Annotated in this window: 21 protein-coding genes and 2 pseudogenes; 10 read left to right on the top strand and 13 right to left on the bottom strand. The window is 62.1% G+C overall.

The genetic code is table 11. The features are described 5' to 3' along the window. Window positions 1-11: 11 nt before the first annotated feature. Both BPNPMPFG_RS03905 and BPNPMPFG_RS03900 read right to left on the bottom strand, forming a co-directional pair. Window positions 12-302 (bottom strand): Dabb family protein, encoded by a 291-nt coding sequence (locus BPNPMPFG_RS03905; RefSeq protein ID WP_258593312.1) that lies wholly within the window; start codon window positions 300-302, stop codon window positions 12-14. Between the two features lie 97 nt (window positions 303-399). Next, window positions 400-534: a hypothetical protein gene (locus BPNPMPFG_RS03900; protein ID WP_258593311.1), complete on the bottom strand. Its 135-nt coding sequence runs from the start codon at window positions 532-534 to the stop codon at window positions 400-402. A gap of 293 nt (window positions 535-827) precedes the next feature. Between BPNPMPFG_RS03900 and BPNPMPFG_RS03895 the strand changes: the two are divergent. From BPNPMPFG_RS03895 to BPNPMPFG_RS03885, 3 genes and pseudogenes are all read left to right on the top strand, one after another. Next, a pseudogene (locus BPNPMPFG_RS03895) lies at window positions 828-2,172 on the top strand (NAD(P)/FAD-dependent oxidoreductase). Between the two features lie 12 nt (window positions 2,173-2,184). Continuing rightward, a pseudogene (locus BPNPMPFG_RS03890) lies at window positions 2,185-3,030 on the top strand (DUF1365 domain-containing protein). A 59-nt stretch (window positions 3,031-3,089) separates the two neighbouring features. Beyond that, window positions 3,090-4,346, top strand: coding sequence for an SAM-dependent methyltransferase (locus BPNPMPFG_RS03885; RefSeq protein ID WP_258593310.1), 1,257 nt, complete (start codon window positions 3,090-3,092; stop codon window positions 4,344-4,346). Window positions 4,347-4,392: 46 nt separating this feature from the next. Here the strand turns inward: BPNPMPFG_RS03885 and BPNPMPFG_RS03880 are convergent, their stop codons facing one another. Next, window positions 4,393-6,372, bottom strand: coding sequence for a bifunctional 2',3'-cyclic-nucleotide 2'-phosphodiesterase/3'-nucleotidase (locus tag BPNPMPFG_RS03880; RefSeq protein WP_258593309.1), 1,980 nt, complete (start codon window positions 6,370-6,372; stop codon window positions 4,393-4,395). Window positions 6,373-6,522: 150 nt separating this feature from the next. Further along, window positions 6,523-7,788: an NAD(P)/FAD-dependent oxidoreductase gene (locus BPNPMPFG_RS03875; RefSeq protein ID WP_258593308.1), complete on the bottom strand. Its 1,266-nt coding sequence runs from the start codon at window positions 7,786-7,788 to the stop codon at window positions 6,523-6,525. 165 nt (window positions 7,789-7,953) lie between these two features. Between BPNPMPFG_RS03875 and BPNPMPFG_RS03870 the strand changes: the two genes are divergently transcribed. Next, window positions 7,954-8,607, top strand: coding sequence for a 5-formyltetrahydrofolate cyclo-ligase (locus BPNPMPFG_RS03870; protein WP_258593307.1), 654 nt, complete (start codon window positions 7,954-7,956; stop codon window positions 8,605-8,607). A 49-nt stretch (window positions 8,608-8,656) separates the two neighbouring features. Here the strand turns inward: BPNPMPFG_RS03870 and BPNPMPFG_RS03865 are convergent, their stop codons facing one another. Next, window positions 8,657-9,130 (bottom strand): Lrp/AsnC family transcriptional regulator, encoded by a 474-nt coding sequence (locus BPNPMPFG_RS03865; protein ID WP_010909317.1) that lies wholly within the window; start codon window positions 9,128-9,130, stop codon window positions 8,657-8,659. Between the two features lie 156 nt (window positions 9,131-9,286). Between BPNPMPFG_RS03865 and ald the strand changes: the two genes are divergently transcribed. Continuing rightward, window positions 9,287-10,402 (top strand): alanine dehydrogenase, encoded by a 1,116-nt coding sequence (gene ald / locus BPNPMPFG_RS03860; protein WP_258593306.1) that lies wholly within the window; start codon window positions 9,287-9,289, stop codon window positions 10,400-10,402. Between the two features lie 22 nt (window positions 10,403-10,424). Here ald and BPNPMPFG_RS03855 read toward each other — a convergent pair whose 3' ends face one another. The 7 genes from BPNPMPFG_RS03855 to BPNPMPFG_RS03825 form a co-directional block, all read right to left on the bottom strand. Beyond that, entirely contained in the window at window positions 10,425-10,559 is a 135-nt protein-coding gene (locus BPNPMPFG_RS03855; protein ID WP_258593305.1) for a hypothetical protein, read from the bottom strand. 118 nt (window positions 10,560-10,677) lie between these two features. Next, on the bottom strand, window positions 10,678-11,145 hold the full coding sequence (locus tag BPNPMPFG_RS03850) for a DUF1203 domain-containing protein (protein ID WP_258593304.1): 468 nt from the start codon (window positions 11,143-11,145) through the stop codon (window positions 10,678-10,680). Window positions 11,146-11,310: 165 nt separating this feature from the next. Further along, window positions 11,311-11,868, bottom strand: a complete 558-nt coding sequence (locus BPNPMPFG_RS03845) for an OmpA family protein (protein ID WP_258593303.1) — start codon at window positions 11,866-11,868, stop codon at window positions 11,311-11,313. Window positions 11,869-11,965: 97 nt separating this feature from the next. Further along, window positions 11,966-12,529, bottom strand: coding sequence for a GNAT family N-acetyltransferase (locus BPNPMPFG_RS03840; protein WP_258593302.1), 564 nt, complete (start codon window positions 12,527-12,529; stop codon window positions 11,966-11,968). Window positions 12,530-12,534: 5 nt separating this feature from the next. Next, window positions 12,535-13,386 carry a 3-mercaptopyruvate sulfurtransferase gene (sseA, locus tag BPNPMPFG_RS03835; protein WP_258593301.1) on the bottom strand — a complete coding sequence of 284 codons (852 nt, stop codon included), beginning with the start codon at window positions 13,384-13,386 and terminating at the stop codon, window positions 12,535-12,537. Window positions 13,387-13,526: 140 nt separating this feature from the next. Next, the gene (locus BPNPMPFG_RS03830; RefSeq protein WP_258593300.1) at window positions 13,527-14,270 is read right to left on the bottom strand and encodes an alanyl-tRNA editing protein; all 744 of its coding nucleotides are present in this window, start codon (window positions 14,268-14,270) and stop codon (window positions 13,527-13,529) included. Then, a complete protein-coding gene (locus tag BPNPMPFG_RS03825; RefSeq protein WP_258593299.1) occupies window positions 14,270-15,304 on the bottom strand; it encodes a cysteine synthase A in 1,035 nt (344 codons plus the stop codon). The genes BPNPMPFG_RS03830 and BPNPMPFG_RS03825 overlap by 1 nt, the downstream gene beginning before the upstream one ends. Window positions 15,305-15,531: 227 nt before the next feature. On the opposite strand from BPNPMPFG_RS03825, the gene BPNPMPFG_RS03820 reads away from it, so the two are divergent. Then, window positions 15,532-16,353 carry an SDR family oxidoreductase gene (locus tag BPNPMPFG_RS03820; protein ID WP_258593298.1) on the top strand — a complete coding sequence of 274 codons (822 nt, stop codon included), beginning with the start codon at window positions 15,532-15,534 and terminating at the stop codon, window positions 16,351-16,353. A 95-nt stretch (window positions 16,354-16,448) separates the two neighbouring features. Next, on the top strand, window positions 16,449-17,423 hold the full coding sequence (locus tag BPNPMPFG_RS03815; RefSeq protein WP_258593297.1) for an alpha/beta hydrolase: 975 nt from the start codon (window positions 16,449-16,451) through the stop codon (window positions 17,421-17,423). 108 nt (window positions 17,424-17,531) lie between these two features. Here the strand turns inward: BPNPMPFG_RS03815 and BPNPMPFG_RS03810 are convergent, their stop codons facing one another. After that, on the bottom strand, window positions 17,532-18,953 hold the full coding sequence (locus BPNPMPFG_RS03810; protein WP_258593296.1) for a DEAD/DEAH box helicase: 1,422 nt from the start codon (window positions 18,951-18,953) through the stop codon (window positions 17,532-17,534). 548 nt (window positions 18,954-19,501) lie between these two features. On the opposite strand from BPNPMPFG_RS03810, the gene BPNPMPFG_RS03805 reads away from it, so the two are divergent. The 3 genes from BPNPMPFG_RS03805 to BPNPMPFG_RS03795 all read left to right on the top strand — a co-directional run bounded on the left by BPNPMPFG_RS03805 (window position 19,502) and on the right by BPNPMPFG_RS03795 (window position 21,798). Continuing rightward, complete coding sequence (locus tag BPNPMPFG_RS03805) at window positions 19,502-19,792, top strand: type II toxin-antitoxin system RelE/ParE family toxin (protein ID WP_258593295.1); 291 nt, start codon at window positions 19,502-19,504, stop codon at window positions 19,790-19,792. Further along, window positions 19,789-20,097, top strand: a complete 309-nt coding sequence (locus tag BPNPMPFG_RS03800) for an addiction module antidote protein (protein ID WP_258593294.1) — start codon at window positions 19,789-19,791, stop codon at window positions 20,095-20,097. The genes BPNPMPFG_RS03805 and BPNPMPFG_RS03800 overlap by 4 nt, the downstream gene beginning before the upstream one ends. 168 nt (window positions 20,098-20,265) lie before the next feature. Beyond that, on the top strand, window positions 20,266-21,798 hold the full coding sequence (locus BPNPMPFG_RS03795; protein ID WP_258593293.1) for an acyl-CoA carboxylase subunit beta: 1,533 nt from the start codon (window positions 20,266-20,268) through the stop codon (window positions 21,796-21,798). Window positions 21,799-21,800: the final 2 nt, after the last annotated feature.

Genomic DNA, 21,800 nt, shown 5'->3' with positions numbered 1-21,800 from the left:
TCAAGACTTGATCAGCTGCCGGCCACGACATCGGCGGAATAGCGCAGTTCGCGCATCGGTTTGACCTTGCTGGTGGTCCGCGCATAGAGCGGGTGCGCCTTGTAGGCGGCCAACGCCGCGTCATCGGCGAACTCGGCATAGACGACCACATCGATCTCGTCCGACAGCGGGTCCACCTTGGTGTTGAGGGTCACCTCGAAAAGGCTGGAGTGGGGAATGTCGCCGAGCGCCAGCAGGCCAGTGCGCACGGCCTCGACATCTTCTTTATGTTGCGCGCTGAAGAAAACGATATGCCGGATCAACCCCGCCTCCTCGATCTAAGTGCCGGGGTCTTTTGGGACGACCGGACAGCCGCGTCAATCGACAAGGATGTCGCGGCAACAGTCGTTCGGATGGACGTCAGGCGTTGCCGGTGACGGATCGCACGACGTGGGTGATCCCCCTCACCGCGGTGTCGAGATACTGGCCATGATTATAGAGGCCGTCCCAGATCAGGAAAAAGGCGACGGCGGAAATGACGATTACGTAACGCATGGCTAAAACTATCGCATAAGCGCGGCTGCAGCCAAAGGCGTTTTTTAATGCGTTTGGCCTCTGCTGCAAGACGACAGATCCGCGGCGGTCGACCGACGATTATCGTCGCATGCCTCGGCGCTCGGGGCCAGCCAACCCCGACCAGCAATCCGGCAAAATACATTCATCGGCTCGGCGTTGTCCGAAAGACCGGCTGCCGCGATGAAACTCGGCGTCGATTGCCCCGTACCTTTCATTGACCACGGCCCGGCGCGCCAGCGCGCCCTGCAGAAAAGTCAACGCAAGGGGACCAGATGAACATCGTGCCTATCAACCGCGGCCGGGACGGCGGCGGAAAGAAAATAGCCGTCATCGGATCGGGAATTTCGGGGGCCGCCGCGGCATGGGCGCTTCATCCAACGGCCGACGTGACGTTGTTCGAGGCGTCTGCCCGCCCCGGCGGGCACACCGCGACCGTCGACATCGACTATGACGGTACCGCGATCTCCGTAGACACCGGCTTCATCGTCTACAACCAACTCGCCTACCCCAATCTTTCGGCACTGTTCTCGCACCTCGGCGTCGCCACCCATGAGGGCGACATGGGCTTCTCGCTGTCTCTCGACGGCGGCAAGCTCGAATGGTGCGGATCGACGCTGCGCACGATATTTGCCCAGAAGCGCAACTTCTCTCACCCGGCTTTCTGTGGATGCTGCGCGAAATCCTGCGCTTCAACAAGGAATGCGTTGTCGACCGCGACAACGGCTCGCTCGGCCACACCACCATCGGCAACTATCTCAGTACAAAAGGATATTCAGCCGCGTTCCGTGACAATTATTTGATGCCGATGGCAGCCGCGATCTGGTCGACGCCGCGGGCCAGGATGCTCGACTATCCGGCCGCAAGCTTCATCTCCTTCTTCGAGAATCATCGTCTGATCCACGGCGAGCGCCCGACATGGCGTACCGTCAGCGGCGGTTCGCGAAATTACCTGCGGAAGCTGCTGGAGCCGCTCGGTTCCCGTTTGCGGCTGGCAACACCAGTCAGGACCATGGTTCGCGACGCGTTTGGCATCACGGTGTGGGCCGGAGACCAGCCGCCCGACCGTTTCGACAATGTGATCATCGCCCGCCCATAGCGAACAGGCGCTGGCCATGCTGGGCGACGCCTCCAGCGTCGAGGAAACGATCCTCTCCGCCATTCCGTATCGTCCGAACCGCGTCGTGCTGCATCGTGACAACCAGATTGATGCTGAAGCGCCGGGCCGCATGGGCGGCCTGGAACTATCTGCGCTCTTCCAGCGATCGCGACGAGCCGGAGGTCTCCGTCACCTACTGGATGAACCGACTGCAGGGTATCGATGAGAGCAAGCCACTCTTCGTTTCGCTCAATCCGGTGATCGAACCGCGAAAGGACCTGGTGTTCGGTGAGTGGGTTTTCGACCATCCGCAATACGATGCCCGTTCGCTCTCGGCGCAAGCCCGCCTCGATGATATCCAGGGCGTGCGCGGCACCTATTTTGCCGGCGCATGGACCGGCCATGGTTTTCACGAAGACGGACTGCGTTCCGGGCTGGAAGCAGCGGTCGCCCTTGGTGCAAGGGTGCCGTGGCGTGCCGTACCGCAGGAATTGCCCGAACGCGCCATGGCGGCGGAATAGCAGGCGACCGCAATGACCAGGCAGCGCATCTCGACCATGACGGAAAACGGACCGCCGCCGCAGGCCGCTGGCGTGCTCTACCCCGGCGAGGTCATGCATGCACGGCTGAAGCCGTTCGGCCACCGCTTCGTCTATTCGGTATTCTCGTTGCTGGTCGACATCGACCGGTTGAGCGAGATGGGCCGCCAGACCTGGCTGCTCGGCGTCAACAGCCGCGGTCTGTCCTCGTTCCACGAAAGCGACCATATCGAGCGCGAAGGCGAGACCCTGCGCAGCTTTGCCGACCGGCTGCTTGCCGGTGCTGGATTGAGCGAACCGGCGGCGCGCATCCTGCTGCTCGCCTACCCGCGCATACTGGGTTAAGTCTTCAATCCGATCTCGGTCTATTTCTGCTACGACAGAGCTGGCACGCTGATCGCCATGATCTATGCGGTGCGCAACACGTTCGGCGAACGGCACAGCTATGTCGCCCCGATCGAGGCCGGCGACCTCAGTCCCGCCGGCGTGCGCCAGACGCGGACCAAGATCTTTCATGTCTCGCCCTTCATCGACATGGGCACGCGCTATCACTTCCACATCCTGCCACCGGGAAAGGTGGTGCGCCTGCGCATTCATGAGACGGAAAAGGACGAGCCATTGCTGTCGGCGACCTTTGCCGGCGAGAGCCGGCCCCTTGGCACAGCCCAGCTTGCAGCCTGCCTCTTGAAGTTCCCCCTCATGACGTGGAAGATTGTCGCAGGGATTCACTGGGAAGCGCTGAAGCTCTGGTTAAAGGGTGCGCGCTTTCGTTCGAGCCCGCCCGCCGCCGAACCGGTCAGCTACCGGGATCAGGCAACGGCGTTCGAACCTGGCGAATGAACCGCGAGAACCGGGGCTCGGCACGTTGCGTCGACACCGCGGAAGTCCAGGGGCGTGAGATGGTACACAAGGAACATCATGGCATAGCGTCGAGCGACGCTGTCCGGCTGGACGAGTTCAATTTCGCCGAGATCGTCAAGGGTTTGCCGGCGAAGGCGCGCATGGTGCTGTCGGCGGCGATGAACCTGCCGCGCGGTTCGCTCAAGGTCAGGATGCCGGACGGCCGTGCCGTGCTGGTCGGTGGCAAGGGGCCTGGCCCGGATGCCGAACTGGTGCTCAAGAACTGGCGTTTGCCCGGCCGCGCCTTTTCCGGCGGTACGATCGGCGTTGCCGAATCCTACATGGACGGCGATTGGGAAAGCCCTGACGTGACCAGCTTCCTGGAGCTGTTCGTGGTCAATTCAGCGACCGGCGAACGCATTGCCGGCGGCGCCAGCTGGCTCATCAACACCGTTCAGCGCATCCGCCACTGGTTCAACGAGAACACGCGTACCGGTTCGAAACGCAACATCTCGGCGCATTACGACCTTGGCAATGCTTTCTACAAGGAATGGCTCGATCCAAGCATGACCTATTCCTCGGCGCTCTACGCGACGGGTGCCAACGACCTGGAAAGCGCCCAGGCCGCCAAATATCGCGCACTGGCGAAGGATACCGGGATCGGCCCGAAAGACCACGTGCTGGAAATCGGCTGCGGCTGGGGCGGCTTCGCTGAATTCGCGGCGCGCGAGATCGGCTGCCGCGTGACCGGGCTGACGATCAGCCAGGAGCAGCACGACTTCGCCAAGGCGCGCATCGCCAAGGCCGGGCTCGCCGACAAGGTCGACATCAAGCTGCAGGATTATCGCGACGAAACCGGCACCTACGACCGCATCGCTTCGATCGAGATGTTCGAGGCGGTCGGCGAGAAATATTGGCCGGTGTTCTTCGGCAAGATGAAGGCCTGCCTGAGGCCAGGCGGCACCGCGGGCCTGCAGATCATCACCATCAACGAAGCCGCCTACGCCACCTATCGCGCAAGGCCGGATTTCATCCAGCGCTACGTTTTCCCGGGCGGCATGCTGCCGACGCCGTCGATCCTGAAGGCACTCGGCAAGGATCACGGCCTTGCCCATCTGCGCGAGCGCGTGTTTCCGGACGACTATGCCCGCACGCTCGCCGAATGGCGCCAGCGGTTCTGGGCGTCGTGGGAGAAGATCGTTCCGCTCGGCTTCGACGACCGCTTCAAGAAGCTCTGGGAATTTTATCTTCACTATTGCGAAGCGGGCTTCCGGGCCAGCTACATCGACGTGCGCCAGGTGATCTACAAGGCGTAAGTCCACGCCGCAGTGACGGCGCGGATTCGAGTCCGCATGGCAGCAATCAGAGTAGGATGCGGTATTTCGCGAATCCAGCTTCGCCCTCACCCGCCGGCTCGATCTTCAGCGACTTCACTGCGGCAATGAAATCCTTCGCCTTGGCGCCGGTTTCGAACACGGCGCTGGTGCCGGGCAGCGGCGCGAACGACCAGTTGCCGTCCGCCGACGGGTTGATCGTGCCCTGGCTGACGATGTAGCGGACGATGACGTCGCGGTTGGTGTCCGGCGCCTCGTAGATGATCTTCGACGCGTTGATATCAGGGAAATTGCCACCGCCGCCGGCACGGTAATTGTTCGTGGCAACGACGAATTTCTGTTTGGGATCAACTGGTTTGCCATCGAACATCAGGTCGACGATGCGGTTGGCGGCGGCATTCGCCAGCCCGCCCTTGGCATCGTATTTCGGCGGCTGCGACAGGTCTATCTTGTAGGTGACACCGTCGATGACGTCGAAATTGTAGGATGGGAAGTCAGTGTTGATGAGGGCCTGATCGGCCTTGCCGGGCTCGATCCGGTTAAAGATGCCGGCCGACATTTCCAGCCATTCCTTAACCTCGGCGCCGGTGATTTCGACGGCCCGCACGGTGTTGGGGTAGAGATAGAGGTCGGCAACGTTCTTGATGGCGATGTCGCCCGCCGGCACGTCGGTATAATAGTCGGCGCCGTTGCGGCCGCCGGCCTTGAAGGGTGCGGCAGCCGACAGCAGCGGCACATCCTTCCATTGCGTGTTCTTGAGAATATCCCTGAGATACCAGGTCTGTGCCTGGCTGACGACCTGCACCGACGGGTCGTCGGCGACCAGCGCGAAATAGGAATAGAGCGGCGTCGAGGTCTTGCCGACGGGACGGCGCACATAGGCCAGAGTTGCCTGATGATCCTGCTCGAGTGCCGCAATGATGCGCTTGTCATCAGGGACCGTCGGCTTATTCTTGTTGTCGACGCGTTCGAAGATCGGCCGTGCCTCGGAGGTGGCGGAAACGACCTTCCATTTCGACCCGTCGCGCTCCAGCATCAGGTCGATCAGCCCCATATGCGAGCCCCAGAAGCCGCCCATAACGGCGGGTTTGCCCTGCAGCGTGCCTTTTTGCGTGTCGACGCCGTCCAGCGCCTGGAAATCCTTCTTGCCGGGGAACACCAGATGTTGGTGGCCGGTGAACACCGCATCGATGCCGTCGACACCGGCGACGAAGAAGGATGCGTTCTCCATCATCTCGCCCTGCTTCACGTCGATGCCGGAATGCGAGAGCGCGATAACGACGTCGGCTCCTTCCTCCTTCATCTGCGGAACCCAGGCCCTGGCCGCCTCGACAATGTCGCGCGTTTTGACGCTGCCTTCGAGATTCTTGAGATCCCAGACCATGATCTGCGGCGGCACGAAACCGATGATGCCAATCCTGACCGGCTGCTCGGCGCCTGAACCGTCCTTGATCTTCTTGTCGAGGATGACATAGGGCTTGAGATAGAGCTTGTCGTCGCGCGGGTTCGCGGCAAGTTCGGTGCCACGGATCAGATTGGCGCAGACGAAGGGAAAATTGGCGCCGGCCAGCACCTTGTCCATGAATGACAGGCCGTAATTGAACTCGTGGTTGCCCAGCGTCGAGCACTCGTAGCCGAGCAGGTTCATGGCTTTCATGATCGGATGCAGATCGCCATCCTTCATGCCCTTTTCATAGGCGATGTAGTCGCCCATCGGGTTGCCCTGCAGCAGGTCGCCATTGTCGATCAGCATCGAATTGACGGCTTCCTTGCGCACCGCGTCGATCAGGGAAGCCGTGCGCGACAGGCCCATCGTGTCATTCGCTTTGTCGGCGTAGTAATCGTAAGGCAACACGTTCACATGGATGTCGGTGGTTTCCATGATCCGCAGATGCGCTTGATTGGCCTGGGCACGGGCGGAGAACGGATGCAGCATGATCAGCGCCCCTGCGGCGGCAACGCCGCCAAGGAGATCGCGGCGGGAGACGGCATGGAGCAGATGGGACATGTTCCCTCCTTCTTCGACAAATTGACAGGCCCTGCCCCGAAGCGAACTTCGCGCTGAAACCCGCCTGAGTCCATTCAATAAGTCGCGCACATCAAGCCGCCAGTCGATCAGGAACAGATGACGTGCGGATGAACGGCCCGGGTGAAGAAATCAGTTTTTGTCGTCGTCGCCTTGCGTGATCAGCCGCGCGCTGCGCTGACCCGTCGCGTAGATCCATAGCCAGCTCAGCGAAACCGCAAGCCGGTTGCGAAAGCCGATCAGGAAATAGATGTGGGCGACGCCCCATAGCCACCAGGCCGCCCAGCCGGTGAGCTTGAGCCAGCCGAAATCGATCACGGCCGCCCGCTTGCCGATCGTCGCGAGATCGCCGTCATGCCGGTAGCGAAATGGCCGTGGGCTGGAGTCGCCGGCAAGCCTTGCCCTGAGCGTGGCGGCAACATGCTTGCCCTGCTGCTTGGCGGCAGGCGCCACGCCGGGAACGGGCCGCCCGTCCGGCCGCAAGACATGCGCGGCATCGCCAATGACAAAGATCTCAGGACTGCCCGGTACGGTCAAGTCGGGCTCGACGAGCACCCTGCCCGCCCGGTCCGCTGCCACGCCGAGCCATTCGGCGGCTGGCGAGGCGGCGACGCCCGCCGCCCAAAGGATTGTCTTTGCCGCCAGATGCTTGTCGCCGAAGACGACGCCCTCGGCGTCGCACCGCGTAACGGCGCGGCCGAGTTCGATCGTCACGCCGAGCCGCTCGAGCGCCTTTTCGGCATAGTCGGAAAGTTTGGGCGCAAAATTGGCCAGGATGCGCTCGCCGGCCTCGATCAGCACCACGCGCGTTTGCCGTGTATCGATGTTGCGGAATTCACCGCGCAACGTGTCATGCGCCAGCTCGATGATGGTGCCGGCCAGTTCGACGCCAGTCGGCCCGCCACCGACGATCGCAATGGTCAGCAACGCCTGACGTTTGGCGGGGTCGGTCTCCCGCTCGGCCTGCTCGAAGGCCAGCAGAATGCGCCGCCGAACCGTGGTGGCATCCTCCAGCGTCTTCAGGCCGGGCGCGAAAGGCTCCCATTCGTCATGGCCGAAATAGGCGTGGCGGGCACCGGTGGCGAGCAGCAGCGTGTCGTAGGCGACCGCACTGCCATCATCGAGCAGCACGCGCTTGCCGGTGCGATCGACGCCGACGACGTTGGCGAGCAGTGTCGTCACATCCTTGCGCTTGCGCAGGAGGTGGCGGACCGGCCAGGCAATCTCGGACGTCGCCAGCGCCGTGGTCGCCACCTGGTAGAGCAGCGGCTGGAAGAGGTGATGGTTGCGCTTGTCGATCATGGTTATGCGCACCGGTAGGCCGGCAAGCGCGCGCGTGAATTCGAGACCGCCGAAACCCGCGCCGACAACGACGACATGATGGCTGGCCTGGTTCATCTCATTCACCCCAGATCGGCAAGATTGCCTAGCCTAGATGTAGGTACTTTTGTGCATTGCAGCAACGGAAGGCTGGTGCCTGAGACTCGTCGTTCCATGTCGTGAATGCACATGTCGTATCGTGTCACGAGGTATAGCGTGATCAAATACGCGATGAGGTAAAGCATGGCTGACAATCATGACAACCAGGGGCCGGCGCAATATGCCTCTCCTCCCTGCTTCATGCATGAACTCGATCCCGCGTTTCAGACACCACCAACCAACTGGACCGACGTCCGGCGCTGGCGCAAGGCCGAGCGCGAGCGCCTGATCGCCGCGCGCCTTGCCGTTTCGGCCGACGCGCGCACGGTGATGTCGCAGCGCATCGCGGAAGGTCTCGATGCGATCGTCGGCGAGATCGCCGGCCGCATGGTCAGTCTTTACTGGCCGTTTCGCGGCGAACCGGACCTGCGGCCATGGATGGCGTCCATCAACGCACGCGGCGGCCGCACCGCCCTGCCCATCGTTGTCGAGAAAGGGCAGCCGCTGATCTTTCGCGCTTACGCGCAGGGCGACCGGCTGGAAAAAGGTGTCTGGAACATCCCGATCCCGGCCGAGGGCGATCCGGTGCTGCCGGACATCGTCATCTCGCCGATCGTCGGTATCGATCCCGCAAACTACCGTCTGGGCTATGGCGGCGGCTTCTTCGACCGCACGCTCGCCGCGATGCCTTTCAAGCCACTGGTCATCGGCGTCGGCTACGAGCTGCAGCGTATAGCGACCATCTATCCGCAGCCGCACGATATCCCGATGGATCGGGTTGTTACCGAGGCAAGCTAGGCCGTGTCGAGATTCAGGTCAGGCCGGCATCGCCCGATATCAACACAGCCTAGGCCATTTCCGGCTTCATTCCCATGGCCGTGCGGTCGACGATCTCACGCAAGGCGAATGACGAGTTGATCTTGGTCACATGCGGCATTGCCGACAGCCACTCCTTGTGGATGCGCTCATAGTCGACGAGGTCCTTGGCCGCGATGCGCAGGATATAGTCGTATTCGCCCGACATCAGATGGCAGGACAGCACATTCGGGCAACGCTTGATCGCCGCCTCGAAATCCGACAGCGTCTTCTCGAATTGCCCTGACAGCGATATATGCACGATCGCCGTCATCTGGTGGCCAAGCGCTGCATTGGAAAGCCGGGCGTGGTAACCGCGGATGGTTCCGGACTTCTCCAGATTGTCGAGCCGGCGCGAACAGGCCGACTGCGACAGGCCAACCTTCTCGGCAAGTGCTGCATTGGGTATCCTGCCATCCTTCTGCAAAGTCTCGAGAATGGCGATATCAATCCTGTCGAGCGGCATTTTTCGTGAATCCTGCGAATATGTTGCTATTTTACGCAACGATTATCGAAATCGGGCTGTTCGCGCAAGCGCATTCGCAAACACCTGCGCAGCGATTCGTGGTTCACTCCATCCATACAGGGAACGAGCCCAAAAGGGCCTGATCAGGAGAAGAAAATGCGCGTCGGCTGCCCCAAGGAAATCAAGAACCACGAGTATCGCGTCGGCCTCACGCCCGGCTCGGTCCGCGAATATGTCGCCCATGGCCATGAAGTGCTGGTCGAGACCGGCGCCGGTGCCGGCATCGGCGCCGATGACAACGCCTACCGCGCCGCAGGCGCCACGATCGCCAAGACGGCTGCCGATGTGTTCGTCAAGTCGGACATGATCGTCAAGGTCAAGGAGCCGCAGCCCAATGAATGGGCCCAGCTTCGCGAAGGCCAGATCCTGTACACCTATCTTCACCTGGCTCCGGATCCAGAGCAGACCAAGGGCCTGCTCGCTTCCGGCGTGACCGCAATTGCCTACGAAACCGTAACCGACGACCGTGGCGGCCTGCCGTTGCTGGCGCCGATGTCGGAAGTTGCCGGTCGCCTGTCGATCCAGGCCGGCGCGACGGCGCTGCAGAAGGCCAATGGCGGCCGCGGCGTGCTGCTGGGCGGCGTGCCCGGCGTGTTGCCCGGCAAGGTCACCGTGCTCGGCGGCGGCGTCGTCGGCCTGCACGCCGCCAGGATGGCGGCGGGGCTTGGCGCCGACGTCACCATCATCGACCGCTCGATTCCGCGCCTGCGCCAGCTCGACGACCTCTTTGCCGGCCGCGTCCACACCCGTTACTCCACCGTCGAGGCGCTCGAGGAAGAGTGCTTTTCGGCCGATATCGTCGTCGGCGCGGTGCTGATTCCTGGCGCTGCGGCCCCCAAGCTGGTTTCGCGTGAAATGCTCTCGGGCATGAAGAAGGGTTCCGTGCTGGTCGACGTCGCCATCGACCAGGGCGGATGCTTCGAGACCTCGCACGCCACCACCCATGCCGACCCGACCTACGAGGTCGACGGCGTCATCCATTACTGCGTCGCCAACATGCCCGGCGCGGTGCCGGTGACGTCGGCCCACGCGCTCAACAACGCGACGCTTCACTATGGCCTGCAGCTCGCCGACAAGGGCCTGAAGGCTCTGGTCGACGACCACCATCTGCGCAATGGCCTCAATGTCCACAAGGGCAAGATCACCAACCGCGCGGTCGCCGAGGCGCTCGGCTACGAGCTGGTCGAGCCGAAAGCCGTTCTCGCGGCCTGATTCTGCTTCAATATTTCCTCCGTCAGCCCGCCGGTTCATTCCGGCGGGTTTTTTTCTTGACCTGGCGGCGGGCAACAAAAAAGCGGAGCCAAAGCCCCGCTTCCTCGATATCGAGATTTCCCGCCGGTTCATCCGCGGTCGGCAAATCGATCGACATTCGCTTTCTATCGCCGGTATGCGACGGGAGTACGACAACCCTCTCCGCCCTGCGATCTTTGTTTTATGCATGTCGTTCTCCCAAACCGGGCCACTTTTGGGCGACATGCATCAACGCCTCAAGCGCGCTCGATGCGGCACTGGTAGCAATTGTTGCGCGCCGAGCGGACATGGACGTAGGCGATATCGTCGCGGTCGAACAAGGTCTCGGCCCGTGCCGCGATCTCGGCTGTCGGGATGACGCCGCCGCTGCCGTAGATGATGCGATTATCCCTGCCATAGCCGCGCACGATATAGTCGGGGCTTTCGAGAACTTCCGGTAGCGCCTCGGTCTCGGCGGCGCGTTCGCATTCCTCGGCATGCAGGAAGATCGGCCCGGTTTCGGCATAGGGCTGAAGGTCCGGGAACGGCCGATAGGCCAGAACGAGGTAGGCGTCGCCAGCGACGATGTTCTTCAGACAGTGCCGGCAAGGCATGCCGTCACCGTCGGAAATCTTGCGTTCGGGCGTGTGGCCGTACGCATCGGGACCGCCAAACTGCAGGGCCCTGACATCTTGGGTCGGTAGAGCTTTGAACTGAATGGTCATGGTAAAATCTCCGGTGTTGTCGACCGGAAATTATGCCCTCAAGTCCACGCTTCCCACCCGATTCCTGCCAAGTATCGCTGACCCGAACGGACCAACTCCGTCCGGGTCAGCGATCTTCTCAATCCGACGATAAGCCGGCTAAGTAAATGTATCGACGCTCGCGAATCAACGGATGAAATCGTCGAAACGACGCAACGTCACCCGGCGATTTTGCCAGTTTTCGTTCTGCGTCTGCACGAGCAAAAACTCTTCGCCGTAGCCAACAGTCTCCAGTGCATGGCTGGGCACACCGAATTCGCGCACCAGTGTGCGCTTCAGCGAAGCGGCGCGCTGTTCGGACAGGACCTGGTTCGACTGGAAGGAGCCAACGGCGTCGGTATGCCCCTCGATCAGCACGCGGGCACCGGGATCGCGGCGCAGGATACGCTGCAGCGCATCCGCAATGTTCTCGATCTTGTCGTATTGCGAGTTGGAAATGGCCGCCGAGCCGAAAGCGAAATTGATCGACTGGATGTCGATCGAGCGGGCCATGCGGCGCAGATCGGGCCGGCGCTTGAATTCACGGATGGTGACGCGCTCGTTCGGCCGCAGCTTCACCCGCGGTGCTGCCTCGAGCTTCCGCTCGATCGCTGCTGCCGAAGGCGTAGTCGCCTGGGCAGCGGCAAGGCTCGGCATGGCAATGGCTGCAATGAGCGCGGCGGCAAGTGTACGACGGGTCAGCATCTTTTTGTCTCCTTCGGCCTCGGCCGCATTGGTGGTGCGGGCAAGATGCCAAAGCCAGCCTGAAGCGGCGATGAACGAAAGGTTCAGATTTCAGATGTCACGGCCGCATGACGCTGGCCGAGCGCTCATCGAAAGGCAGCGGATGCACAGTTTCCTTCTTCTGCGCCACCGGTGAAAAACCGAGCTTCTGGTAGAGCGGCAGCGCCGCCGGATGGTCGAGCGTGCAGGTCTGCACCGTCACCCGCTTCGGCCCATACGCCCACGCCGCGGCAATCGCCGAGCCCAGGAACCAGCGGCCGATGCCTTGCCCGGTCGCATGTTCCATCATGCCGAAATAGGCGAGTTCGACTTCTTCCGGCAGATGCGGCTTGAGATCGAAGAAGCCGGCCGGCGCGCCGTCGAGGTAGAGCACCCTGATGTCGCGGTCCTCGCGGTGGATGCCGGCCGAGAGCTCTTCATCATCCAGCCTCAGCACATTGACCCAGTGCCATTTGCGACCCACCCGATCCATCAAATAGCGGTAGAAATGCAGGGGAATGTCCTTGGTCTTCAGCAGCGCGACCTGGCGGTTGTAGGGCACAGGCGGCGAATAGGCCGGCGGCACGTGCATCTCAAGGAACGTCACCGTGACTTCGATGTCTTCCAGCGCGCCGTTTTCCATCGTCTTCATTCCTTGCCGGTCACGACCGGCGTGTCGGAGAGCCCACCCCATTCCGTCCATGAGCCGTCGTAGAGCCTGTTGTCGGTATGGCCAAGCGTTTCCAGCGCCAGCGTCACCACCGCGGCTGTAATGCCGGAACCACACGAGGTGATGACGGGTTTCGACAGATCGATGCCGGCCGCCTCGATCGCCTTGCGCAGGCGGTCCTTCGACAACAGCTCGCCATTTTCCGACAGCGCCGAATAGGGCAGATTGCGCGCGCCCGGCATATGGCCGGAGCGGATACCGGCGCGCGGTTCGGGTTCCGTGCCGGTAAAGCGGCCAGGTCCGCGGGCGTCGGCGATCTGGCTTTCCCCGGTGTCGACGATCCGGCGCATGTCGGCGAGGCTGGCGACGCGACCGGCGTCGAAATCCGCATGAAACACGCTTGGGGCGATCTTGGTCGGTTCGGCCGTTACCGGCCGGCCGGCCGCTTTCCACCCGTCGAAGCCGCCGTCCAGAATATAGGTCTGGAAGACGCCCATCACCCGAAACATCCACCACGCTCGGGGCGCCGAAAAGAAACCCGGACCGTCATAGACGACGATGGTGTCGTCGGCAGAAACGCCCATCGAACCGACATATTGCGCGAAATGCCGCGCTGACGGCGGCGTGTGCGGCAACGGCGAATCCGGGTCCGAAACTGCATCCTGGTCCAGGAACCGCGCTCCCGGAATGTGGGCAGCCTGATATTCGCCGCGCCCATCGCGCTTTTGCGCCGGGAGATACCAGGACGCGTCGATGATCGTCAGGCCCGGTTCGCCCAGGCGCTGCTGCAGCCAGTCCGCGTCGACGGTAAAAGGGCTGTCCTCGGCCATCTTCTTCTCCTGACCGCCTTTTGCGGCGATTGTCTGATTGAAGCGCGTCGCGTTGAAGCGGATTCAGGCGACGCGCTTAAAGTCTTTGTTTTTATGCATATCGTTGTCCCAAAACCGGGGCCACTTTTGGGCGACATGCATCAGGTCACCGGCATCGGGCCGAAGCGGATGCGAAAGCGCCGGTTCTCGCGGCCCTTCTTCTCGATCTTGCCGATATGGATTTCGCCGACTTCACCGGTGCTTTTGACATGGGTGCCGCCGCAGGGCTGGCTATCGACCGAAGCGTTGTCACCGATGCAGACCAGGCGGATCTTGCCCGTCCCAACCGGCGGCCGGACGTTCTTGGACTTCACCAGGCCGGGATTGGCGGCCAGTTCCTCGTCGCTGATCAGCCTGGTGAAGATCGGGTGATCGGCCCGCACCAGATCCATCAGTCTGGCCGTCACGTCTTCCCTGGTGAAGCTGGCATCCGGAATGTCGAAATCGACACGGCTGTCGTCCTCGGAAACCGCCGCACCCGTGATCGGGAACGGGCAGACAACGGTGAGCAGGTGACAGGCCGCGTGCATGCGCATCAAAAGGTGCCGCCGCTCCCAGTCGATCGCCAGCCTCACCTTCTCGCCGACCTCAGGCACCGCTTGCTCCAGCGTCGGCACATGGATGATCTCGTCCTTGGTCTCACCCGCAATGGTGGCAGCGACGGCGATGCGGCTGCCGTCAGCACGTTGAAAATAACCGGTGTCGCCCGGTTGGCCGCCCGAGGTGGCGTAGAAGATCGTCCGGTCGAGAATGATGCCGCCGCGCTCGTTGACGGCAACGATCGTCGCCTCCGCCGTACGCAGATAGGCGTCGTCGCGAAACAGCGTTTGCGTCTTGTGCGCCATCACGCGACCTTTTCGAACGGCACCGAAATCGTGCTCCGCTGCTCCATCCAGCGGGGTATCGGCAGGTTCTTCTCACGCAGGAATTCCGGGTTGAACAGCTTCGACTGATAGCGCGTGCCGTAGTCGCAAAGAATGGTCACGATGGTGTGGCCGGGGCCTAATTCCCTGGCCAGCCGGATCGCGCCCGCAATGTTGATGCCGGTCGAACCGCCGACGCAAAGGCCTTCTTCCTGGATCAGGTCGAAGACGATCGGCAGCGCATCCTCATCCGGGATCTGGAAGGAAAAATCCGGCGTGAACCCTTCGAGATTGGCGGTGATACGCCCCTGCCCGATGCCTTCCGTGATCGAGCTGCCCTCGGACTTCAGCTCGCCGCTGGTGTAGAAACTGTAGAGCGCGGCGCCCAGCGGATCAGCGAGCGCGATCTTGACGTCCTTGCTCCTGGCTTTCAATCCGAAGGCGACACCGGCCAGCGTTCCACCAGAACCGACGGCCGAGACAAAACCGTCGACCTTGCCGCCGGTCTGGTTCCAGATCTCCTGCGCCGTGGTGCGGACATGGCCGTCGCGGTTGGCGACATTGTCGAATTGGTTGGCCCAGATGGCGCCGTTCGGCTCCGTCCGCGCCAGCTGTTCGGCCAGCCGTCCCGACAGTTTCACATAATTGTTCGGGTTCTTGTAAGGCACCGCCGGCACTTCGATCAGCTCGGCGCCGAGCAGCTTGATGGTGTCCTTCTTTTCCTGGCTCTGCGTGTCGGGAATGACGATGACGGTGCGGTAGCCGAGCGCCTTGGCGACCAGCGTCAGCCCGATGCCGGTATTGCCAGCCGTTCCCTCGACGATGACACCGCCGGGCTTCAACAGCCCGCGCTGCTCGGCGTCGCGGATGATGAACAGACCGGCGCGATCCTTGACCGACTGGCCCGGATTCATGAATTCGGCCTTGCCCAGGATCTCGCAGCCGGTTTCTTCCGAAGCTTTGTTGAGGCGGATCAGAGGCGTGTTGCCGATCGCGTCGATCACAGAACGGGGCATTCAGGATTCCTTGTCTAGCTGCGTCGAAACCCTAGAAACCCGAAGCTTCGGTTTCAAGGCAAGAATTTGTCTGGTCCAGTCGCATTTGCAGCTCTGTTATCGCGCCGACGCTTCTCAATATCGCTTTCATGCCGCACAGTTCATTTCCGCATGGCGATGAAAAGCACTCTTTTCATTCGATTTTTTCATCGCTAGAGCAAGACACGAACAAGTTGACAGGGCGCAGCATGACACTCTATCGGGCCAACCCGAAGCACGGCGTCGCCTGGATCACGGGCGGAAGCAGCGGCATCGGCCGTTCGCTGGCCAGGGATCTTGCGTCCCAGGGCTATGCCGTCGCGGTGACGGCGCTCGACGAAGATGCGATCGACACGCTTATCGTCGAGACCGCGCAGATGCCGGGCAGCGTCACGGCCTTTCCCTGCGATGTCACCGACGAGCCGCGCATGGCACGAACGGTCGCCGCGATCGAGAAGGAACTCGGGCCTATCGTGCTCGCCGTCTTCAATGCCGGGAACTACATTTCGACGCCGGGTGAAAATCTTGTCGTCAACGACTTTCGCCGGTCCTTCGATGTCAACTATTTCGGCATCATCAACGGCCTGGTGCCCGCCATCGAGCGCATGCGTGTGCGGGCGCGCGGCCACGTCGTGCTGGTCGGCTCGGTCACTGCCTATTTCGGCTGGCCGACCACGGCCGCCTATGGCGGCACCAAGGCGGCGATCAACATCCTGGCCGAGTCGCTGAAATATGACTTCGACAAAATGAATGTGCGCATCCAGGTGATCAACCCAGGCTTCATCGACACCGCCCTGACCGAGAAGAACATGCTGCCGATGCCGGGACTGATGCCGGTCAGCCGCGCGACGCGCCGCATGGCGCGGGGCATCAAGTCCGGCGGCTTTGAAGTCACCTTCCCGCGCCGGCTGAGCTGGCCTCTGAAACTGCTCAGCGTGCTGCCCAGGCCGCTATGCAGAGGGGTGATCAGCCTCATGACCAGCTGGAAGGCGAGGCCGCTGCACTACGACCGCAAGCCACAAAGCGAATAGAACGTCATCGAGATTGGCGGGCCCCTTCTCCGGACCGGTCGTTGTCTGTTCGTGGCCGCCGCCATAGGTTGAGAAATTGTTGCGTGGAGTCTGCGATGGGGCGACGGATCGTGCTTGCTGTGCTGGGCCTTGTCGCCATCCTTGCATTGGCCTTGATGCTCGGCCCGCGCGTTCAAGTCGACACCACGATCCGCTTCGATCCCTCGGTCATCGGCGATGATCCGCAGGCTTATGTGGCGAAGACAGAAGCCGCCGTGCCTGGAATCCGCGACGGGCTGGAGAAGGAGATCGTCTGGGCCGATCCGATGGTGCATGCCAGGACGCGGCTGTCGATCGTCTATATCCATGGCTTTTCGGCATCGAAGGGCGAGATTCGCCCGCTGGCCGACGAGGTGGCCGACCAGCTCGACGCCAACCTCTTCTACACCCGCCTTACCGGACACGGGCAGGACGGTGCGGCGATGACGCAAGGCAGCGTCAATGCCTGGATCAACGACTATGAGGAGGCGCTCGCCATCGGCCGCGCGATCGGCGACAAGGTGATCGTCATCTCGACCTCGACCGGCGGCTCGCTGGCGGTATGGGCGGCAACACAGCCGGGCGCGTCGGACGGGGTGGCGGCGATTGCGTTCATCTCGCCGAATTTCGGTGTCAGGGCTTCCGGCGCCGAACTCCTGACCATGCCATGGGGCAAACAGATCGCCGAACTCGTCGCCGGAAAGGAGCACAGTTTCGTGCCGCGCAACGCGCTGCACGAGAAATTCTGGACGCACAAATACCCGATGGCCGCGACACTGCCGATGGCGGCGCTGACCGAGCTCGCCTACGCCGCGCCGGTGGAAAAGGCGACCATACCGGCTCTCTTCATCTTCTCCGACTCCGACAAGGTGGTGCGCGAGGACCGCACGCGCGAAATCGCCTCGCGCTGGGGTGCGCCGCATGAACTGGTTCCGGTCGAAAACACCGGCGATCCCGACAACCACGTCATTGCCGGCGATGCATTGTCGCCATCGACCACGGCCTTTCTGGCGCAGCGGATCGCTGTCTGGATCGAGGCGGTGGCCAAGTAAGCCTCCTGACGAAAAGGGCGACCGCAGCATCGCCGCGGGCGCCCTTTTCTGGTCATTCAGTGGCCATCGGCCAAGCCTCAAGGCCTGGCTGATGCAACACGGCGTGGCTTACGCAGCCCGCGCCGCCGGACGCTTGCCGCCGAAGCGGCGCTTGTTGTTGCCCTTGAAGGGCTTGGCGCCTTCCGGCTTGCGCTCGCCAGCAAAGGCCGGCTTGTCGCCGAAGCGCTTCTTGCCAAATCCGTTGCCCTTGTTCTCGCCACCGGGCCGCCTGCCGTCGCGCCGACCATTGCGGTCGTTGCGGTCATTGGCGGGCTCGAAGCGCTCGTTCTTTTCAGCCGGATTGCGCAACGGATCAGGGCTGCCAAGATGGTCGGCAACGATCGGCAGCTTGGTGCGGATGATGCGCTCGACCTGGCGCAGCTTGCTGTTTTCCGAAGGATCGCAAAGCGTGATGGCGATGCCGTCCATGCCGTTGCGGCCGGTGCGGCCGATGCGGTGGACATAGCTTTCGGCTTCGTCCGGCAGGTCGAAATTCACGACATGGCTGATGCCGGGCACGTCGATGCCGCGCGCCGCGATGTCGGTCGCCACCAGGATGCGGACCGAACCCTCGCGGAAATCGTTGAGCGCCTTCTGGCGAGCATTCTGCGATTTGTTGCCGTGGATGACGGCGGCCTTGAAGCCGTCGCGCTCGAGGTCCTTGGTCACCCTGTCGGCGCCGTGCTTGGTGCGCGAAAAGATGATGACGGATTTCATCGCTTCGTCGGCGAGCATCGTCGACAGCACCTGGCGCTTCTGCTTGGTGCGGGCAAAGACGACGCCTTGAACGATCTCGGCCGCCGCCGTGCTTTGCGGCGCGACTTCAACGCGGATCGGGTTCTTCAGCAGGCCTTTCGCCAGTTCAGCGATTTCATTGGGCATGGTCGCGGAGAACAGCACCGTCTGACGGTCGGGCGCGGTCGCCTTGGCGATGCGCTTGACGTCATTGATGAAACCCATGTCGAGCATGCGGTCGCCCTCGTCCAGCACCAGCCATTTGGTGTCGGCAAGCATGAGGTCGCCTTCTCGCACCAGATCGGTCAAGCGACCGGGTGTTGCGATCAGGATGTCGACGCCGGGCGCAACCTTCTTCACCTGGCTGAAGCGGGAGACGCCGCCCAGCACGAGCGCGGTCGAAACATGCGCGCCCTTGGCGAGGATCTTGATGGTGTCCTCGATCTGCACGGCGAGTTCGCGCGTCGGCGCGAGAATCAGCGCACGCGCCGTCTTCGGCCGGCGCTTGGTGCCGAGCGCTATAATCTTCGACAGGATCGGCAGCGCGAAGGCCGCGGTCTTGCCCGAGCCGGTCTGGGCGATGCCGAAAATGTCACGGCCTTCCATCTGCGGCGGGATCGCCTGCGCCTGGATAGGCTTCGGCTCGGTAAAGCCGGCCGCATGGGTCGCCTTGAGCAGCGCGCCCGTAATTCCCAGTGCTGCGAAACCGGAGAGTTCCCCAGTTTCCGTACCGGGCAAAGTGTTTTCGTTGGTCAAAATATTCTTCTTTCACGCGGCTCCTGGCCGCAAACATCAATGGCGGCAGGGCGCAACCTGCCGTCGGATAAATTGTCATGGAACGACAAGGCGGGCGGACGGTTTCGTCCACTCGGCTGCGCTGTCGTGCCCGCAGGCATCATGCCACGGGGCTTTTTCGCCACTTTGTGATGTACCGGAAAGAGGGGCCGATATACCGGAAAGAGGGAAAACAGACGCAACCAGTCTCATTTGTCGAGAAGGCCGGATTGTTCCCGGCCCAAGCGCCTATGTCGCCGCATATGGCCCAGTTCGCGGCCAAATGCAAGGGGCGTTATGCTGCAGCGCAGCAAAACCCGGCATCGGAGATAAGGAGGCTCGTCGTTTGCCACGCCCGTCGGCAAGGGTACCGGCGGCCGAGAACTGGATTGCATCATGGTCAGTCCAGTCAACACGGCCGGCTGGCTAAGGGGTTCAAAGCACTGACACAGTGCGAGACAGATGGACAGTTCGTGAACTACAGTTCACTTTCCATTTGACTAGCTGTGAACTGCGGATTACAAATTACCGTGATTGAAGTTCGCAAAACCGTTGAATTCTCCGAATGGTTCAAGTCCCTCAAGGACATCCGGGCCAAGGCGCGCATTCAGGTTCGGATTGACCGTGTCGAGCTTGGCAATCTCGGTGACACCAAGTTTTTCGACGGCATCGGCGAATTGCGGATCGACTATGGTCCGGGCTACCGCGTCTATTTCGTCAAGGCGGGCAACACGATCATCATCCTGCTTTGCGGCGGCGACAAGTCATCGCAGAAAGCCGACATCAAGAAAGCCATCACCATGGCGAAGGAGGTCAAGTGACCATCGAAACCACCAAATGGGACGCTTCCGAATTCCTTGATGGCGAGGAGGCGATCTTTGCCTATATCGAAGCGGCATTCGAAGACGGCGACCCTGCCATCATCACTCATGCGCTCGGCAACGTTGCCAGGGCGCGAGGCATGACATCGATCGCCAAGGATGCTGGCGTCACGCGTGAGGCGCTATACAAAGCGTTGAGCGAGAAGGGCGATCCCAAATTATCAACCCTGCTTGGCGTCATGAAGGCGCTCGGGCTCAGGTTGACGGCTGAGGCTGTACCTGCGGAGCCCGGGATAGCCGGCTAACGCGCCAAAAGTTGCCTGGGTAACAGCCAAGCTTCTACCCGTATCCCCGCCACGCCCGGCGAAGCCTGCCAAGATGCTCGTGCGTTGGACGGATCTCGTCCGCGTTACGCTTGCGCTCTCCCGCGGCTGCCATTACCACAAAATGTAAGCCTGCTCGGGAGATCGGCCATGAAAGACGTCCTCAAGGAACTCGAGCGCCGCCGCGACATCGCCCGCATGGGTGGCGGCCAGGCCCGCATCGATGCGCAGCACAAGAAGGGCAAGCTGACCGCGCGTGAACGCATCGAGGTGTTTCTCGACGAGGGCTCGTTCGAGGAGTTCGACATGTATGTCGAGCACCGCTCGACCGACTTCGGCATGGAGAAGACCAAGATCGCCGGCGACGGCGTCGTCACCGGCTGGGGCACCGTCAATGGCCGCCCGATCTACCTCTTCGCCAAGGATTTTACCGTGTTCGGCGGTTCGCTGTCGGAGGCGCACGCCGAGAAGGTCATCAAGGTCCAGGAGATGGCGCTGCGCAACCGTGCGCCGATCATCGGCCTTTACGATGCCGGCGGCGCGCGCATCCAGGAAGGCGTGGCGGCACTTGGCGGCTATGCCGAGATCTTTCAGCGCAATGTGCTCGCCTCCGGTGTCATTCCGCAGATCTCGCTGATCATGGGTCCTTGCGCCGGCGGCGACGTCTATTCGCCTGCCATGACAGACTTCATCTTCATGGTGCGCGACACCTCCTACATGTTCGTCACCGGACCGGATGTGGTGAAGACCGTCACCAATGAGACGGTGACGGCCGAGAGCCTCGGCGGCGCCTCCGTCCACACGACGAAATCCTCGATCGCCGACGGCGCCTATGACAATGACGTCGAGGCGCTCTTGCAGATGCGCCGGCTGGTCGACCTGCTGCCCGCCTCCAACACATCGGAACTCCCCGAGATCGAATGCTACCAGTCGGTCACCGACCACGATTTGTCGCTCGACCGGCTGATTCCCGACAATGCAAACAAGCCCTACGACATCAAGGAGTTGATCTTGAAGGTCGCCGACGAGGGCGACTTCTTCGAGATCCAGCAGAATTTCGCCAAGAACATCGTCACCGGGTTCGGGCGGGTCGAGGGCCGCACGGTCGGCTTCGTCGCCAACCAGCCGATGGTGCTGGCCGGCGTGCTCGACTCGGACGCCAGCCGTAAGGCGGCGCGTTTCGTGCGCTTCTGCGACTGCTTTTCGATCCCGATCGTCACCTTTGTCGATGTCCCCGGCTTCCTGCCCGGCACGGCGCAGGAATATGGCGGCTTGATCAAGCACGGCGCGAAACTCCTGTTCGCCTATGCGGAGGCCACCGTGCCGAAGATCACTGTCATCACCAGAAAAGCCTATGGCGGCGCCTATGACGTGATGGCGTCAAAACATCTGCGCGGCGACATGAATTACGCCTGGCCGACGGCGCAGATCGCCGTGATGGGCGCCCGGGGTGCGGTCGAGATCATCTATCGCAAGGATATCGGCGACGCGGAAAAGATCGCGGCCCATACAAAGGCTTATGAGGATCGCTTCCTGTCGCCCTTCGTCGCCGCCGAGCGCGGCTATGTCGATGAGGTGATCATGCCGCACTCGACCCGCCGCCGCATCGCGCGCGCTCTCCGGATGCTGCGCAACAAGGACATGCAGAACCCCTGGAAGAAGCACGACAACATCCCGCTGTGAGT

This window comes from Mesorhizobium sp. AR07, from assembly GCF_024746815.1.
Classification (GTDB): domain Bacteria; phylum Pseudomonadota; class Alphaproteobacteria; order Rhizobiales; family Rhizobiaceae; genus Mesorhizobium.
The sequence above is the reverse complement of the archived record's forward strand: the minus strand, read 5'-3'. Positions and strand labels throughout refer to the sequence as shown.